The sequence below is a fragment of the Shinella zoogloeoides genome (genome assembly GCF_030733845.1).
GTDB lineage: Bacteria > Pseudomonadota > Alphaproteobacteria > Rhizobiales > Rhizobiaceae > Shinella > Shinella zoogloeoides_C.
In genome coordinates this window covers 23,479-40,575 of record NZ_CP132311.1, presented here as the reverse complement: position 1 = coordinate 40,575, position 17,097 = coordinate 23,479, and the positions used below count along the sequence as shown (strand labels likewise).

The 17,097-nt window shown below is 65.5% G+C and carries 15 protein-coding genes; 1 reads left to right on the top strand and 14 read right to left on the bottom strand.

Annotated elements, in window-relative coordinates; all coding sequences use genetic code 11:
* Nucleotides 1-92 precede the first annotated feature (92 nt).
* The 11 genes from Q9316_RS01080 to trpS form a co-directional block, all read right to left on the bottom strand.
* Entirely contained in the window at nucleotides 93-1,241 is a 1,149-nt protein-coding gene (locus tag Q9316_RS01080; RefSeq protein ID WP_306033423.1) for a hemolysin family protein, read from the bottom strand.
* A gap of 12 nt (nucleotides 1,242-1,253) precedes the next feature.
* Nucleotides 1,254-1,760 (bottom strand): rRNA maturation RNase YbeY, encoded by a 507-nt coding sequence (gene ybeY, locus Q9316_RS01075; RefSeq protein ID WP_306033422.1) that lies wholly within the window; start codon nucleotides 1,758-1,760, stop codon nucleotides 1,254-1,256.
* 15 nt (nucleotides 1,761-1,775) lie between these two features.
* Nucleotides 1,776-2,828 carry a PhoH family protein gene (locus Q9316_RS01070; protein ID WP_306033421.1) on the bottom strand — a complete coding sequence of 351 codons (1,053 nt, stop codon included), beginning with the start codon at nucleotides 2,826-2,828 and terminating at the stop codon, nucleotides 1,776-1,778.
* 26 nt (nucleotides 2,829-2,854) lie between these two features.
* A complete protein-coding gene (gene miaB / locus Q9316_RS01065; RefSeq protein WP_306033420.1) occupies nucleotides 2,855-4,243 on the bottom strand; it encodes a tRNA (N6-isopentenyl adenosine(37)-C2)-methylthiotransferase MiaB in 1,389 nt (462 codons plus the stop codon).
* A gap of 42 nt (nucleotides 4,244-4,285) precedes the next feature.
* Nucleotides 4,286-5,086, bottom strand: a complete 801-nt coding sequence (locus Q9316_RS01060; protein WP_306033419.1) for a lysophospholipid acyltransferase family protein — start codon at nucleotides 5,084-5,086, stop codon at nucleotides 4,286-4,288.
* A 42-nt stretch (nucleotides 5,087-5,128) separates the two neighbouring features.
* Nucleotides 5,129-5,554 (bottom strand): Fur family transcriptional regulator, encoded by a 426-nt coding sequence (locus tag Q9316_RS01055; RefSeq protein WP_306033418.1) that lies wholly within the window; start codon nucleotides 5,552-5,554, stop codon nucleotides 5,129-5,131.
* A 38-nt stretch (nucleotides 5,555-5,592) separates the two neighbouring features.
* Entirely contained in the window at nucleotides 5,593-6,087 is a 495-nt protein-coding gene (locus Q9316_RS01050) for a GNAT family N-acetyltransferase (protein ID WP_306033417.1), read from the bottom strand.
* A gap of 1 nt (nucleotide 6,088) precedes the next feature.
* Nucleotides 6,089-6,736, bottom strand: coding sequence for a tRNA (adenosine(37)-N6)-threonylcarbamoyltransferase complex dimerization subunit type 1 TsaB (gene tsaB, locus Q9316_RS01045; RefSeq protein ID WP_306033416.1), 648 nt, complete (start codon nucleotides 6,734-6,736; stop codon nucleotides 6,089-6,091).
* A gap of 30 nt (nucleotides 6,737-6,766) precedes the next feature.
* A complete protein-coding gene (locus Q9316_RS01040; protein ID WP_306033415.1) occupies nucleotides 6,767-7,336 on the bottom strand; it encodes a NifU family protein in 570 nt (189 codons plus the stop codon).
* A gap of 97 nt (nucleotides 7,337-7,433) precedes the next feature.
* Nucleotides 7,434-7,925: a universal stress protein gene (locus Q9316_RS01035; RefSeq protein ID WP_306033414.1), complete on the bottom strand. Its 492-nt coding sequence runs from the start codon at nucleotides 7,923-7,925 to the stop codon at nucleotides 7,434-7,436.
* Nucleotides 7,926-7,961: 36 nt separating this feature from the next.
* Nucleotides 7,962-9,029 (bottom strand): tryptophan--tRNA ligase, encoded by a 1,068-nt coding sequence (gene trpS, locus Q9316_RS01030; RefSeq protein WP_306033413.1) that lies wholly within the window; start codon nucleotides 9,027-9,029, stop codon nucleotides 7,962-7,964.
* Between the two features lie 300 nt (nucleotides 9,030-9,329).
* Here trpS and Q9316_RS01025 point away from each other — a divergent pair, with 300 nt between their 5' ends.
* Complete coding sequence (locus Q9316_RS01025; protein ID WP_371878020.1) at nucleotides 9,330-9,788, top strand: YcbK family protein; 459 nt, start codon at nucleotides 9,330-9,332, stop codon at nucleotides 9,786-9,788.
* A gap of 12 nt (nucleotides 9,789-9,800) precedes the next feature.
* On the opposite strand, the gene murJ is transcribed toward Q9316_RS01025, so the two are convergent.
* The 3 genes from murJ to mutS form a co-directional block, all read right to left on the bottom strand.
* Entirely contained in the window at nucleotides 9,801-11,393 is a 1,593-nt protein-coding gene (gene murJ, locus Q9316_RS01020; protein WP_306033411.1) for a murein biosynthesis integral membrane protein MurJ, read from the bottom strand.
* A complete protein-coding gene (locus Q9316_RS01015) occupies nucleotides 11,390-14,233 on the bottom strand; it encodes a [protein-PII] uridylyltransferase (RefSeq protein ID WP_306033410.1) in 2,844 nt (947 codons plus the stop codon). Before Q9316_RS01015 ends, murJ begins: the two co-directional genes overlap by 4 nt.
* 94 nt (nucleotides 14,234-14,327) lie before the next feature.
* Complete coding sequence (mutS, locus tag Q9316_RS01010; RefSeq protein ID WP_306033409.1) at nucleotides 14,328-17,066, bottom strand: DNA mismatch repair protein MutS; 2,739 nt, start codon at nucleotides 17,064-17,066, stop codon at nucleotides 14,328-14,330.
* Between the last annotated feature and the right edge of the window lie 31 nt (nucleotides 17,067-17,097).

Below are 17,097 nucleotides of genomic sequence, written 5' to 3'. Positions count from 1 at the left end.
CCCTAGTTTTGATTGTCCCCGAATCAGCCGCGCCAGTCTTTCAAAAAACCGGCGGTTTGTCCCCTATCACGGAAGGGTGGAGGGATGGCCGCCTATTCGGCGCCCGCCCCATCGTTCTGCTGTTCGGGCAGCTTCGGGCGATCGGCAAGGCCGGTCCCCTCGCCTTCGGGCCGGCGATCCCGGCGGCGGACGGAGCCGACGCGCTTGCGAGTGACGCGCACGCGCTTGACGCGGCGCGGGTCGGCATCGAGCACGTGGAATTCGAAGCCGGGCACCGCCTGCACCACCTCGCCGCGCACAGGGATGCGGCCGAGCGAGGCGAAGATCAGGCCACCGAGCGTATCGGCATCCTCGAGCTGCTCGCGTATATCGAAATCCGGGCCGATCGCCTCTGCAAGTTCTTCCAGCTCGACGCGCGCATCGGCGATGAAGACGTCGTCGTTGACGCGCTGGATCATGACCTCGTCGTCGTCGTGCTCGTCCTCGATATCGCCGACGACCATCTCGACGATGTCCTCCAGCGAGGCAAGGCCGTCCGTGCCGCCATATTCGTCGATGACGAGCGCCATCTGCGTGCGGTCTGCCTGCATGCGCGCCATCAGGTCGGCAGCGAGCATGGAGGGCGGCACGAAGAGGACCTGGCGGATAATGCCCGCCTCGGCGACGGTCTTCGAAAGATCGACGCGGCCGAGGTCGAATTCGGCCTTCGGCGTACGGGTCGGCTTTTCGCCGTTGGCAGGCGCGGCCTTCGCGCCGGTGCGGCGCTTGTTGCGGGCCTGCTTGGTGACGTAGGCGAGAAGGTCGCGGATGTGGACCATGCCGCGCGGATCGTCGAGGCTTTCATTGTAGACCGGCATGCGCGAGCGGCCGGAATCCTCGAAGATCACCATCAGTTCGGCGATCGTGATGTCCAGGTCGACGGCCTCGATATCGGCACGCGGCACCATGACGTCCTCGACGCGCACCTCGCGGAAGCGGAGAATGTTGTGCAGCATCGCCCGCTCTTCGGGCAGGAAGGCCGGCTCGCCGCCGGTATCCTCCGTCATCAGGGCATCGGCGAGGTCCTTGCGCAGCGTGGATGCGCCCGTCATGCGCCAAAGCCGTGTCGCGCGTGACCAAAAGGATGACCGGCCACTGCTTTCCTGCTTCGGCGCGCTGCTACTACTGCCCGCCTCGTCCTGACTTGAGGCGTCAGCCTCGCTCTTTTCCGTCGCTACCGACTGGTTCTTGAAGTCGCTCATTGGTCCAAACTGTTATTCGGGGCCATCCCCGTAAGGGTCAGATAGGCCAAGCTCGGCAAGAATGCGAGTCTCCAGCCCTTCCATTTTTTCCGCTTCTTCGTCGTCCATGTGATCATAGCCGAAGAGATGCAGAAATCCATGCACCATCAGATGCGTCAGGTGATCGTCAAAAGACTTGCCGAGATCGTCGGCCTCGCGGGTCAGGGTTTCCTGCGCGAAGATGATGTCGCCGAGCATCGGGCCGGGCATTTTTCCGGGCGTCAGCGGGAAGGCCGGGAAGGACAGCACGTTGGTCGGCTTGTCCTGGCTGCGCCACTCGGCGTTAATGCCGCGGATCTGCCCGTCGCTGGTGAAGACGAGGGAAACTTCCGGCGCGCCGGTTTTCGGAAAGGGCTGCTTTTCTTTTTCCCGAAGGAAATTCGCGGCCGTGCCGAGCACATGTCCGCTCATCTCGAGCAGGCGCTCTTCGGAGGGCCATGCGCCCTCTTCGATGGAGATCTGGATGTCGAGTTCGCTCATGAAATGCCGGGACCGTTACCGGTCCACCTGCTCGCTTTCGTCCTGCACGGCGGTCTGCGCCTCGTAGGCCCGGACGATGCGGGCGACCATCGGGTGACGCACGACGTCCACGTCCTTGAAACGGACGACCGAAACGCCTTCCACGCCCTTAAGGATCTGCAAGGCTTCGACGAGGCCGGACTTGACGCCGCGCGGCAGATCCACCTGGCTCGGGTCGCCGGTGACAATCATTCGGCCGTTTTCGCCAAGGCGCGTCAGGAACATCTTCATCTGCATCGAGGTCGTGTTCTGCGCCTCGTCGAGGATGACCGCAGCATTGGCGAGCGTGCGGCCACGCATGAAGGCGAGCGGCGCGATCTCGATGACGCCGGCCGTGATGGCGCGCTCGACCTTGTCGCCCGGCATCATGTCGTAGAGCGCATCGTAGAGCGGGCGCAGATAGGGATCGACCTTTTCCTTCATGTCGCCCGGCAGGAAGCCGAGACGCTCGCCGGCTTCGACGGCGGGGCGCGACAGGATGATGCGATCGACCGCGCCGCGCTCCAGAAGCTGGGCGGCGTAGGCGACGGCGAGGTAGGTTTTGCCGGTGCCGGCCGGGCCGACGCCGAAGACGAGTTCGGAGCGCTCCAGCGCGCGGATATAGGTATCCTGTGTCGGCGTGCGGGCGGCGATGGTCTTCTTGCGGGTGGAAATCTGCGACATGGTGAGCTTGGCCTTACGCTCCATCGTCGGCAGCGAAAGCTGGTCGTCTGCGGCGATCGCCATGCGGATCGCTCCGTCGACATCGGAAAGCTCGACCGATCCGCCCTTCTGGAGGCGATCGTAGAGATAATCGAGCGCGCGGCGCGCCTGGCCGGTCGCCACCACATCGCCGGAGATCGAGACGGAGTTGCCGCGGGCGCGGGCATCGATGTTGAGGCGCTGTTCGATCAGCTTCAGGTTCTGGTCGAACTGACCGAAGAGCTCGCTTGCATATCGATTGTTCTCGAAAGTGAGCACGAATTGATTTGCGTCGGTCTCGTTTTTCGACTGGCGCGGCGATGGCGTCATCACTTCGTGTCCGTTCAAGCGGTCAAGCTCCTTGGGTCCGCCCGTCACCCGATCGCTTCGGCGAAAAGGCTGTTGGGCCCGGCATCGGTGATTCGTACCCGGATAATGTCACCGATTCCAGAACCTTTTGCATCAACATTCACAGGCTGCAGCCAGGGCGAGCGGCCGACGAGCTGGCCGGGCATGCGTCCGGGCTTCTCCAGAAGCAAGTCGATCTCCTTGCCGATGCAGCCGGCGGCGAATTCTCGCTGCTGGCGGAAGAGCAAAGCCTGCAATCTTTCAAGGCGTTCGGACTTCACGGCCTCATCGACATGACCGTCCATCTCCGCGCCGGGCGTGCCGGGGCGGATGGAATACTTGAACGAAAATGCCTGTGCATAACCGACCGCCTCGATGAGGCGCATCGTCTCCTCGAAGTCCTCGTCAGTCTCGCCGGGGAAGCCGACGATGAAATCGCCCGAGATGGCAAGCTCCGGCTGGACGGCGCGGATGCGCTCGATGAGGGCGATGTATTCGGCGGCCGTGTGCCGGCGGTTCATGGATTTCAGGATGCGGTCGGAGCCGGCCTGCACCGGCAAATGCAGGTAGGGCATCAGCTTGGGCAGGTCGCGATGCGCCTCGATCAGCCGGTCGTCCATGTCGCGCGGATGGCTGGTCGTATAGCGCAGGCGCGCGAGGCCCTCGATCTCGGCGAGCCTGTAGAGCAGGTCGCCGAGACCCCATTCGCCGCCATCAGGGCCAAGGCCATGCCAGGCATTGACGTTCTGGCCGAGCAGCGTGATCTCGCGCACCCCACCGTCCACGAGGCGTTCTGCCTCGGCGACGATCTGAGCGACCGGGCGGGACACTTCGGAACCGCGCGTATAGGGCACCACGCAGAAGGTACAGAACTTGTCGCAGCCTTCCTGCACGGTGAGGAAGGCGGTGACGCCCCGCGCGCGGGTCCTGGCCTTTTCCGGCGCCGGCAGGTGTTCGAACTTGTCCTCGATGGCGTAATCGGTCTCGACGACACGCTCGCCACCCTTGGCACGGCGAAGGGCCTCCGGCAGGCGGTGATAGGTCTGCGGGCCGACGACGAGATCGACCGCAGGGGCGCGGCGCAGGATTTCCTTGCCTTCGGCCTGCGCGACGCAGCCGGTGACGCCGATCACCATCTCGCGGCCGTCCTTGGCGCGGGCCTTCTTCATCTCGCGCAGACGCCCGAGTTCGGAATAGACCTTCTCCGCCGCCTTCTCGCGGATATGACAGGTATTGAGAAGAACGAGATCGGCCTCTTCCAGCACATCCGTCGCCTGGTAGCCGTCCTTCGACAGGGCGTCCGTCATGCGGTCGCTGTCATAGACGTTCATCTGACAGCCATAGGTCTTGACGAAGACCTTGCGGGTGTTCGGCTTGGCGTCTGCTGCGGGCGTGATGACTGATTGTTCGCTCATGGCCGTTTCCATAGTGGAAAAGCCCCGGAAAATGAAGCCCCGTCACATGCCCGAGCGACGGCCGCGCAGGCGCGCGCCCAGCATGGTGCGGATGCGCGCCTCGACCTCGCGGCTCACCTGCTTGCGATTGCTCGCCCGCGTGTAGTCCACCCGTTCGCCGAAATCGACATCCACGTCGACCGCCCCTTCCCTTGCCACGCCCAGCAGATGCGGCAGGAGCTCGATATCGCCCGGCCAGGCGGCGAGCGGCCGGTGGTAGCGTCCCATCGCCATGCCGTGCACGCCGGTATAGGCGATCGAGACCGGCTGGATATGCACGACGCCGTCAGGCGCGTGCGGAACGGCGGAGGCGGCGGCACCGAACAGGGAGGTCTTTATCTCCAGCAGGCGGTTGCCGTCCGAGGTCGTGCCTTCCGGGAAAAGCACGACGATCTCGCCATCCGCCATGCGCCGGGCAATCTCGTCCACCTGGTCGCCGGTCTTCTGGCGCTGCTCGCGCTCGACGAAGATCGTCGCCTGAAGACGGGCGAGGATGCCGAAGACCGGCCAGCCACGCACCTCGGCCTTGGCGATATAGACGACGTCGGCGACCGAACCGAGCACCATGATGTCCTTCCAGGACGCATGGTTGGCGGCGATCAGCAAGGGCCGCTTCGGTTCCAGCGTGCCATGCACGCGCACCTTCAGGCCCAGCACGCGGCAGGCGACGCGGTGCCAGAGGCGGGGCACGCGTCGGCGGATCTTCAGGTTGAAACGGAGGCCGACGAGCTGGACCGGCAGGAGGACGAGCGTCACCGCGACGAGAACGGTCAGGCCGAGGGCGATACGAAGCCAGGTGATCAAAGGGTCACCGGCAGAAAGTCAGGAGGTGGGCGGCGGTTCGCCTCACTCGCCCTCCTTGAGCGGAATGCCGTAGAGTTCCAGGCGGTGGTCGACGAGGCGGAAGCCGTGCTCGCGCGCGATGCGCTCCTGAAGGGCCTCGATCTCCGGCGAATGGAATTCGATGACGGTGCCGGTCTTCAGGTCGATCAGGTGATCGTGGTGCTCGTCCGGCACGGTCTCGTAGCGCGAGCGGCCGTCCCGGAAGTCATGCCGCTCGATGATGCCGGCATCCTCGAAGAGCTTTACCGTGCGGTAGACGGTGGAGATGGAAATGCGCGAATCGACGGCAGACGAGCGGCGGTAAAGCTCTTCCACGTCAGGATGATCGGCGGACGACTCCAGCACGCGCGCGATGACGCGGCGCTGATCGGTCATGCGCATGCCGCGCTCGACACAAAGCTCTTCCAGCGATTTCTCCACTTCCGTCATGCGGCCTTCCCTCGTTCGTTCTGCCCCCCGACAGGGGACTAGCGAAGATCGCGGCGCATGACAAGCGCTGTGGACCGCCTGCCATCCGCCGCCGCATAATAGGCCTTGCGCTCGCCGACCTTGGCGAAGCCAAGCTTGACATAGAGCCCGCAGGCCGCGGCATTGTCCTCGTCGACTTCCAGAAAGACATCCTCGGCCCCGCGCATCCGCGCCTCGCGCAGGGCTGCCTGCATCAGGCGCCAGCCGAGGCCGGCGCGCCCGAAGCGCTGGTCGACGCCGATCGTCAGGATCTCGGCTTCGCCGGCCGCCGCGCGGGCCAGCACGAAGCCGCCGGCCGTGCGGCCGAGCACACCTTCCTTCAGCGCCAGGAACCCGAAGACCGTATCCTGCGACAGCAACGAATGGAATTCCCCGTCGTTCCACGGCTGGGGAAAGCGCATGCGATGGAGCGCCGCCGCGATACCGGCATCGTCGGCTTCGAGCGGGAATATCTCGAAGGCCGGCTTGCGGACGAAATAATCGGTCAGGGACATGTCATGCCCTCCGGATCGCGAAACCCGCCTGCGGCTTGGCATCGGGGCCGCGCAGATAAAGCGGCTTCGGCAGATGGCTTGCCGGATCGAGGCGGGCGCCGAGGCGCGCGACGGTCGAGATGGAGACCCCGTCAGCCTCCTGCGGCAATTCTTCGCGCAGCATGTGGGCTGCCGAACCGGCAACAATACCGTCATGGCGTGCCGCCAGTTCGCGCGCCGCGGCAACGGTGGCGATCGCGGGCGGCGAGGCTTCCGCGCCGTCGGCCGCAAAGGACTGCCAGTAGACCTCGTCGCGCTTGGCATCCATCGCAACGAGGAGGGACGTGCCGGTCTGCCGGTCTGCGGCAAGCGCCGAAAGGGTCGAGACGCCGACGGCGGGAACACCGAGCGCCAGAGCCAGGCCCCGCGCGGCGGCGACGCCGACACGGATGCCGGTGAAGGAACCGGGGCCGATCGTGACCGCGATGCGGCCGATGTCGTGCAAGGTCATGCCGGCGGCATCGAGCGCCGCGTCGACGAATTCCATCAGCCGCTCGGCATGGCCGCGGCCGATATCGGCGCCGGCAGCGCCGAGCACGGTATCCTGATCGGTGTCATAGAGCGCCGCGTAACAACCCGTGCCCGCGGTATCGATCGCAAGGACGATCATTCCGGGCACCGGCCTTTCATGCGGCGGGTATCAGGCGACGGCTTCAACTTCCTGCACTTCCGGTACGAAATGGCGAAGAAGGTTCTGCACGCCGTGCTTCAGCGTCGCCGTGGAGGAGGGGCAGCCCGAGCAGGCGCCCTTCATGTTGAGGTAGACCACGCCGTCGCGGAACCCCTTGAAGGTGATGTCGCCGCCGTCCTGCGCCACGGCCGGGCGCACGCGCGTGTCGAGCAGTTCCTTGATGGTGGCGACGATGGTTTCGTCGCCCTCGTCGAAGAACTCGCCGTCCTCGTCCTCGCCGCCGGCGAAGGCGCCGCTGGCCAGGACCGGCTGGCCGGACATGAAATGCTCCATGATGTTGCCGAGGATGGCCGGCTTCATGTGCTGCCAGTCGGCGCCGTCCTTGGTGACGGTGATGAAATCGTAGCCGAGGAACACGCCGCTGACGCCGGGAACGGCGAACAGGCGGGCGGCGAGCGGCGAGGCTGCGCGCGCTTCCGTCTCGTCGCGGAACTCGGCGGTGCCCGTCTCCAGCACCACCTTGCCCGGCAGGAACTTGAGGGTCGCCGGGTTCGGCGTCGCTTCGGTCTGGATGAACATCTTTCTCTCCGTGCGGCCAGGCGCTTCGGTCGGCCCAAACATTTAGAATAATTCAAAAGAAGATAGGCGTTCGCCGCCCGTTCTTCAAGCCTTCAGATCAGCTCAGCGCGTCCAGTTCCTCGTCGCTCAGCGAATCCGGGATCACCGTGACCGGAATCGGGAAGGCCTGCCCGCGGCTGGCGAGGGAGGAGACCAGAGGCCCCGGCCCTTCCTTGGCGGAGCCCGCCGCCAGAACGAGGATCGCGATGTCGCGGTCCTCCTCGATCAGGCTGTTGATCTGTTCGCTCGCGATGCCCTCGCGGATCACCGGTTCCGGCTCGATGCCGATCGATTCGCGCAGGGCCTGCGCCGCCTTGGCGAGCACGGCTTCCGCTTCCTCGCGCGCCTCCGCCCGCATGATCTCCTCGACCCCCAGCCATTGCTGGAAGTCACCGTTGGCGATCACATAGAGCAGCACGACGGCGCCGTTGGAGTTCTTCGCGCGCATTCCCGCATAATGGACGGCGCGCTGGCATTCCGGCGTGTCGTCGATGACCGCCAGAAATTTTCGGCGGTGGCCTTCAAGGCGGGAAAGTCGTCGAGAAACCATACGGCCCCCTTATCTCAAGGACGTTTCGAGCCGACCTTACTGCACAAAACCGATGATGTCGCGAACTTCCTTCATGGTTTTTTCGGCCCGCGCCCGCGCCCTTTCGCCGCCGTCCCGAAGGATCGCGTCGATGTGGCTCGTATCGTCCATCAGGCGGCGCATCTCGTCGGTGATCGGCGAAAGCACGTTGACGGCAAGGTCCACGAGAGCCGGCTTGAAGGCCGAGAACTGCTGGCCGCCGAACTCGGACAGCACGTCCGCCTTGCTCCTGTCGGAGAGCGCGGCATAGATGCCGACGAGGTTCTCCGCTTCCGGGCGGCCCTTCAGGCCCTCGGCCTCGCTCGGCAAGGCGTCCGGGTCGGTCTTGGCCTTGCGGATCTTCTTGGAGATCGTGTCGGCGTCGTCGAGCAGATTGATGCGCGATAGATCGGAGGCATCCGACTTCGACATCTTCTTCGTGCCGTCGCGCAGGCTCATGACGCGCGGCGCCGGCCCGCCGATCAGCGGCTCGACCATCGGGAAATAGGCATGCACCGGCTCCTCGCCGACGACGACGTCGACGCCCGTGCCGGCCTTGCGGATGTGGTTGCCGAAATCGATGTTGAACTTCTGCGCGATGTCGCGGGTCAGCTCGAGATGCTGCTTCTGGTCGTCTCCGACCGGAACGTGGGTCGCGCGGTAGACGAGGATGTCGGCCGCCATCAGGCTCGGATAGGCAAGCAGGCCGAGCGAGACCTGCTCGGCATTCTTGCCGCCGGTCTTGTCCTTGAACTGGGTCATGCGCTCCATCCAGCCGATGCGCGCCACGCAGTTGAAGATCCAGGCCAGTTCCGAATGCTGCGGCACGGCCGACTGGTTGAAGACGATGTGCTTCTTCGGGTCGATGCCGGAGGCGATGAAGGCGGCGGCGATCGAGCGGATCTGGCTGCGCATGTCCTCGTGCACAAGCTGCGCGGTGAGCGCATGCAGGTCGACGACGCAGTAGATGCAGTCGTTGTCTTCCTGCAGCGCGACGAACTTGCGGATTGCGCCGAGATAATTGCCGAGGTGGAGATTGCCGGTCGGCTGGACGCCGGAGAAGACGAGAGGCTTGAATGCGCTCATGACGGTGTTTCCTTCAGGCGGGTGGAGGGCCTGGTCCCTGTTGCACGCGCAATTCGGCCGAAAGACGAAGCGGTTTTCCGCCCTGAACTGCGTAAGAAAAATACGCCGCGCTTATGCACGGCGCAGGGGCGGCGATCAAGGGGCCGCGGCCGGCCGCGGCATCCATAAGAAAATCCTTATAAAAGACATTATCCGGTCGTTCCTTGCCCGCGGGGAATTTGAGGGAAGGCCGATCCCGGTCGGCCGTTTTGTGACGAAGGGGCGCAAAACGGGGAGTGCACCGTGCAAAAGAACGGTTCGATTCTGCTTGCCTGCGTCGTCGCGCTGACATCGCTTTTCGCGACCGAGACCATGGCAGGCCGCAGCCACAAACACATCTCCAGGCATGACAAGGGGAGCGTGGCTAAAATCTACACCATCCAGACGTCCCGCGTGCGACACCGATGTTTTCCCGGCAAGCTGAGGGCGGTGCTCCAGCATATAGCGCGCCAGGTCGGACGCCGGCCGCTCGTCACCTCCGGCCATCGTTCGAACGGCCGTCGCGGCTCCTATCATCGCAAATGCCTTGCCGCCGATATCCGCGTTCCCGGCATTTCCGTAAAGCGGATCGTCGCCGCGGCCCGATCCGCGCCGGCGATCGGCGGCATCGGCACCTATTGCAACGGCATCGTCCATGTCGATGTCGGGCCGAAGCGGCGCTGGCACTATTGCGGCGGGCTGGCGCGGCTCACCAAGCGGGCAAGGCTCGCCGCACGCTGATGCGCGGCGCGCCTATTCGCTCGGGTCTTCGGCGGGCGCGGACTTCGGCTTGCGCTTCATGTTGCGGCGGATCATGCCGAGGTCCGCCCCGCCGATGAGGAAGGCGACGGAGAAATAGACGAGCATGGCGAAGACGACGAGGAGGCCGAGCGCCAGGATCTGCTCATAGAGCGGCGCGGCCGAGGAGAGGCGATCGGCGAAATAGCCGGAGGCATATTCGAGCGCGACCGCCATGACGACGGCCGCGGCCAGGAGCCGTGCGACACGCCAGAGCAGTGCCTTTTCCAGCGGCCAATGCCCTCGGCGTACCAGGGTGACGAAGAGCAGCAGCGCCGTCACCCAGCCGGAAACGGCCTCGGCGGTGGCGATGCCGCGCTCGTAGAACAGCGGGAAGAGCGAGACCGCGAGCACGCAGTTGATAACGACGGAGAACAGGGTGATGCGCATCGGCGTCCTGGTGTCCTCGCGCGCGAAGAAACCGGGATTGAGCGCCTTGATCAGCACGAAGCCCGGCAGGCCGAGGCCGTAGATGGCGAGCGTGCCGGCAACGACGGCCGTCGTCTCGGGGCTGAAGGCGCCGCGCTCATAGAGCACGCGCACGATCTCGTCGGAGATCACCCAGAGGGCAGCGGCGGCGGGCAGCGTCAGGAAGAGCACGAATTCCATCGAGCGGTTCTGCAGATTGCCCGCCTCGCGCTCGTGGCCGCCCTTCAGCGCCCGCGCCAGCTCCGGCAGCAGCACCACGCCGACGGCGATGCCGACGACGCCGAGTGGCAACTGGTAGACGCGGTCGGCATATTGCAGGGCGGAAATCGCGCCGTCCTTGGTGGACGCGATCATCTGGCCGATGAGCTGGTTGATCTGGGTGATGCCGCCGGTAATTGCCGCGGGGAAGGCGAGCCAGAGCAGCCGCTTGACGTTCGGCGTCATGCGCGGACGGCGGAAGCCGATCTTCATGCCGGCATGGCGCACGCCGGCATAGAGCACGGCCATCTGGAGAAGGCCAGCGGCGAGCACGCCCCAGGAGAGATACCAGGCCGTCTCCAGCGGCGAGGCGCCCTGCCAGAGCGCGTAGCCGAGTGCGCCGATCAGCACGACGTTCAGAAAGACCGGAGCAACGGCGGCGGCGAAATAGTGGTGCAGCGAGTTCAGCATGCCAGACAGCATGGCCGTCAGCGACATGCACATGAGATAGGGGAACATGACGACGGCGAGCTTTACCGTCACGTCGAACTTTTCCGGATCGTCCACGAAGCCCGGCGCGATGACCCAGGCGACGATGAGCGGCATCAGCAGCTCCATCGCGATGGTCAGCATCAGGAGCACAGTGAAGAGGACGCCGAACACTTCTTCGGAGAAGCGCTTGGCGCCGTCGATGCCGCCCGCCTCGATCTCCTTGGCGAAGAGCGGCACGAAGGCGGCATTGAAGGCGCCTTCGGCGAAAAGGCGGCGGAAGAGGTTCGGGAAGCGGAAGGCGGCGTAGAACGCGTCCGCCATCGGCCCCGTGCCGAGCGCGGCCGCCATCAGCGTTTCGCGCGCAAAACCGAGCACGCGGCTGCCCAGCGTCGTGCCGCCGACGGTCGCGAATTTCCTGACGAGACTCATTGTTCTGCCCTGATCCTTTTCGGCGTGGCAGCGGCCGGCGCAATCATGCCGGGCGGCATGCGGTCGCGCAGTTCATCCGCCTCGTCGGCCATGACGGCCTTCAGCCGCGCGACGATATTGGCCTGCCGGTTGTCGTTGGTGACCTTCTGCCCGACGAGGTCGGTAACGTAGAAGGTGTCGATGACCTTCTCGCCGAAGGTGGTGATATGCGCCGAGGCGATGTCGAGCGAGAGGTCGGACAGGACGGCCGTGACTTCCGACAACAGGCCGGGGCGGTCGAGGCACTCGATCTCGATAACCGTGAACTTGTTCGACAGCGTGTTCGAAATGGTGACGGCCGGCGAAACGGTGAAGGTGCGGGCGCGGCGGCGGCTCTTGGTGCGCGTCGCGATCACCTCGGGCAGGCGCTTGCGGCCGGACAGCACGTCCTCGATCATCCGGCCGATCGTGCCGGCTCGGCGCGTCTCGTCCGCGTCGTTGGGGAACTCGCGGTTGACGAGGATCGTGTCAAGCGCGCGCCCGTCCGACGTCGTGAAGATCTGCGCGTCGACGATGTTGGCCCCCGCCGCCGCGCAGGCCCCGGCGATCACCGTCAGGAGGCGCGGATGGTCGGGCGAGAGGACCGTGATCTCGGTGATGGCGTGGAAGGAATGCGTGCGCACCATGGTGGCGAGCGTCTGCCTGGCCTTGTCCGTCTCGCGGATGAAGGCGGCGTGGCGCACCTGATCCTCCAGCGACACCGTCAGGAGATAGGGATCGTAGTGCAGGCGCGTATAGGTCTTGCGGTCCTTCTGGCTCCAGTCGGCCGGCAGCGCCTCGGACAGGATTTCGCGCGCGGCCTGGGCGCGCTCCTTGCGCGACAGTTCGGAGAAGCCGCCGGAAATCAACAGTTCCGTTTCGTAGTAGAGCGTGCGCAGGAGCTGGCCTTTCCAGCCGTTCCATACGCCCGGACCGACGGCGCGGATATCGCAGACGGTCAGCACCAGCAGCATCTTCAGCCGCTCCATCGACTGCACCTTCTCGGCGAAGTCGACGATGGTCTTGCGGTCGTTGAGGTCGCGGGTCTGCGCGACCATGGACATGGTGAGATGTTCCTCGATCAGCCAGACCACCAGTTCCGTCTGCTTCGGCGTGAGGCCGAAGCGCGGGCAGAGTTTGCGCGCGACCCTGGCACCCGCCTCAGAATGGTCCTCCGGCCGGCCCTTGGCGATGTCATGCAGGAGCACCGCGACATAGAGCGGGATGCGGTCCTCGATGCTCGGCATTACTTGGTAGCTGAGCGGATGGGCATCCTTCTCGCGGCCCTGGTCGATGCTGGCGAGCACGCCGACCGAGCGGATCAGGTGCTCGTCCACGGTATAGTGATGATACATGTTGAACTGCATCATCGCGACGATCTTGCCGAAATCCGGGATGAAGCGGCCGAGCACGCCCGATTCGTTCATGCGGCGCAGGATGAGCGCCGGGTCGCGCGGCGAGGTGAGGATGGAGAGAAAGAGACGGTTCGCCTCCTCGTTCTCGCGAAGCGCCGCATTGACCAACTTCAACGAGCGCGTGACCTGCTTCAGCGCATCCGGATGGAATTCCAGCCCATTGATATCGGCGATGTGGAAGAGGCGGATGAGGTTGACCGGATCGCGCTTGAAGACGTCGGGGTCGGCGATCGTGATGCGGCCGCGGTCCTCAAGGAAATCCAGCGTGCCGGCGATCTTGCGCGTGCGGCGGGTAAAGCGGCTGATCACGGCGGAAAGGCCGGGCGCCTCCTTGGCCTGCTGGTCCTCCAGCGTCGCGCAGAAGATGCGCGTGAGGTCCCCCACGTCCTTCGCGACGAGGAAATAGTGCTTCATGAAGCGTTCGACGGCGGAAAGGCCGGGATGCGGCTGGTAGCCGAGGCATTCGGCGATCTCGCGCTGGATATCGAAGGACAGCCGTTCCTCCGCCTTGCCGGTCAGGAAATGCATGTGGCAGCGCACGGCCCAGAGGAAATCGTCCGCCTTGCGGAAGAGCTTGTATTCCTGCCGCGACAGCACGCCGAGCTTCACCAGCTCGGCCGGGTCCTTGATGTGGTAGAAATACTTGGCGATCCAGAACAGCGTGTGCAGGTCGCGAAGCCCGCCCTTGCCTTCCTTGACGTTCGGCTCGACGAGATAGCGCGTGTCGCCAGCCTTGCGGTGGCGCTCGTCGCGCTCGGCGAGCTTGGCAGCGATGAATTCCGGCCCGGTGCCGCGCACGATCTCGCGGTCGAAGCGCACCGCCATCTCCTCGAACAGCGCCACCGAACCGCAGATGTAGCGGGCTTCGAGGATCGCGGTGCGGATCGTCATGTCACCCTTGGAGAGCTGGATGCATTCCTCCAGGTTGCGCGTGGCATGGCCGACCTTGAAGCCGAGATCCCACAGGATGTAGAGCATGAACTCGATGGCCGGCTCGCTCCAGGCCGCGGGCTTTTGCGGCAGCAGGAAGAGCAGGTCGATGTCCGAGCCCGGCGCCAGCGTGCCGCGGCCGTAGCCGCCGACGGCGGTGACCGTGATGCGCGCGGCGGGCGGCGCCTGGCCGGCGCTGAAAACATGGTTGAGGGCAAAATCGTGCAGGACGGCGATCAACTGATCCTGCAGCCAGGAAATGCGCGCGGCGCATTGCAGGCCGCTGCCGTCCTCAAACAGCAGTTCGCGCGCGCGGGCGCGGCCGGCGGCGTTGACCTTCTTGAATTCGGCGAGCAGCTCGCGGCGCATGCGGTCGCGGTAGTCGGCATTGGTGCTGGCGATGAATTCGCACCGGGCGCGTAGCGCCGGCACGTCGAGAAGGCCGGAATCGGCCGGCGCCAGAAGCTTCTTTTCCATCGGATTCCGGCTTGCGTCCCGCTTGTCGTCCATCGCCCGTTCGGTTCGCATGCCTATAGACCCTTTCAGCACGCGAGGACAATGATCCTAGGCGCTAGCGGTTGCCAAGTTCTTTCTTCAGCGCATAGAGCGCATCCAGCGCCTCGCGCGGCGTCATGTCGTCAGGGTTGAGGCCCTTGACCAGATCCTCCACCTTCGACGGCGCGGCGTTGCGCTGCACCTCCTCGCGGCGCACGGCGACCTGGAAGAGCGGGAGATCGTCGATGAGCTGGCTCGCCGGATTCTTGCGGTCCGCGTCCTCCAGCTTGGCGAGCACGTCCTTCGCCCGCGCCACCACCGAGGGCGGCAGGCCGGCAAGGCGCGCCACCTGGATGCCATAGGAACGATCCGCCGCGCCCGGCCCGACCTCGTGCAGGAAGATCACGTCACCATCCCATTCCTTGACGCGCATCGTGGCATTGGAAAGGCGGGCGAGCTTTTCCGAAAGCACGGTCAGCTCGTGGAAATGCGTGGCGAACAGGCCGCGGCAGCGGTTCGCCTCGTGCAGGTGCTCGACAGCCGCCCAGGCGATCGAAAGGCCGTCAAAGGTCGCCGTGCCGCGGCCGATCTCGTCGAGGATGACCAGCGAGCGGTCGGTCGCCTGGTTGAGGATGGCCGCCGTCTCGACCATCTCGACCATGAAGGTCGAGCGGCCGCGGGCGAGATCGTCCGACGCCCCGACGCGCGAGAACAGCCGGTCGACGATGCCGATATGGGCGCTTTCGGCCGGCACGTAGGAGCCCATCTGCGCGAGGATCGCGATAAGGGCGTTCTGGCGGAGGAATGTCGACTTACCGCCCATGTTCGGGCCGGTGAGCAGCCAGATCGCGCCATGGCCCTTGCCGTCCGCCGGTGACAGATCGCAGGAATTGGCGACGAAGGCGGCGGCCTGCTGGCGGCGCAGCGCCTGTTCCACCACCGGATGCCGGCCGCCGACGATGGCGAACATCGTGGAATTGTCGACGACGGGCCGGCAATAGGCCTGTTCTTCGGCAAGCGCCGAAAGCCCGACGGAGACATCGACCACGGCGAGCGCCCGCGCCGCCGCCTTGATGGCCTCTGCCTCAGACACCACCGCTTCCACGAGCCCGTCGAAGGCGACAAGCTCGATGGCGAGCGCCCGGTCGGCGGCGTTGGCGATCTTGGTCTCCAGCTCGGAGAGCACCGTCGTCGTGAAGCGCATGGCGCCGGCCATGGTCTGGCGGTGGATGAAGCGTGCCTTGGCCTCATCGCCGTCCGTCAGTGCGGAAGCGTTGCCGGCGGAGACCTCGATGAAGTAGCCGAGCACGTTGTTGTGCTTGATCTTCAGTGACTTGACGCCCGTCTCTTCGGCATATTGCAACTGGAGGCCGGCGATGACGCGGCGCGACTGGTCGCGCAGCGCCCGCATCTCGTCGAGCTCGCCGTCCGCGCCCTCGCGAATGAAGCCGCCGTCACGCTTGAGGAGCGGCAACTCGTCGGCCAGCATAACGGCAAGGCGGTGCGTCAGGTCGATCGGCAGGGCGGCGATGGCGTCGCGGGCAGCGGCAAGCTCGCCGTCGAGTTCTTCTGCCGCCATCAGCCGGGCGATTTCGGCGGAGGTCGAGAGCCCTTGCAGGATGGCGCCGAGATCACGCGGGCCGCCGCGGCCGAGCGCGATACGTGAAAGCGCTCGCGGCATGTCGGGAAGCTGCTTCAGCGTCCGGCACAGGTCCTCGCAGAAGGAGGGGCGGTCGGCGAGCGTCGAAATCGAATCGAGCCGCGCGCTTATCGCGACGGGATCGGTGAGCGGTGACATCAGCCGCTCGGCAAGAAGCCGCGCGCCACCGCTCGTCACGGTGCGGTCGACGGCTTTCAGCAGCGTACCGCCGCGCTCGCCCGACTGGGTGCGCACCAGTTCGAGATTGGCGCGGGTCGCCGGATCGATGAAAAGCGTCGAGGCCGAGCTTTCACGCTCCGGCCGGCCGAGCGGCGGGCGTTCGGCGATCTGCGTCTTTTCCACATAGGCGACGGCGGCGGAGGCCGCCGCCAGCTCGGCGCGCGAGAAGGTGCCGAAGCCATCGAGCGTGGAGACGGCGAAATAGCGCGCGATGCGGCCTTCGGCCGTCGCGCTGTCGAACAGCACCGCCGGCTGCGGCACCGCCACGCGGCCGATGACGTCCAGCACCGGGCGGAACTCGGGATCGTAGAACAGCGTGTCCGGCACGATCAGCTCGCGCGGATCGATGCGCAGGATATCGGCGAGAAGCTGGCCCTGCCCCGTCTCCGACAGGCGGAAGATGCCGGTCGAGATGTCGATCCAGGCGAGCGCCATGGCGGGCTCCGCCCCGCCGCGGATGCGCGCGATGGCCATCAGGTAGTTGGCGTCGGACGGCGAGAGCAACTTTTCTTCCGTGAGCGTGCCGGGCGTGACGAGGCGCACGACATCGCGGCGCACCACCGATTTCGAGCCACGCTTCTTGGCTTCGGCGGGATCCTCGACCTGCTCGCAGACGGCGACGCGAAAGCCCACCGCGATCAGCCGCTGGAGATAATCGTCAGCGGCGTGGACCGGAACGCCGCACATCGGGATATCGAGCCCCATGTGCTGGCCGCGCTTCGTCAGCGTGATGCCGAGCGCACGGGAGGCATCCACGGCGTCCTGGAAGAACAGCTCGTAGAAATCGCCCATGCGGTAGAACAGCATGCTGTCGGGATTGGCCGCCTTGATCTCGATATACTGTTCCATCATCGGCGTCGCCGATGCGCGGCTTTCGTCGCTGGCGAGTTCCGCCGCCGACAGGATATCGTTCTGGCGCGCTATATGATCGTTCACGGAGAGTCTGTTCTTCCTAAAAAAGAGGTGT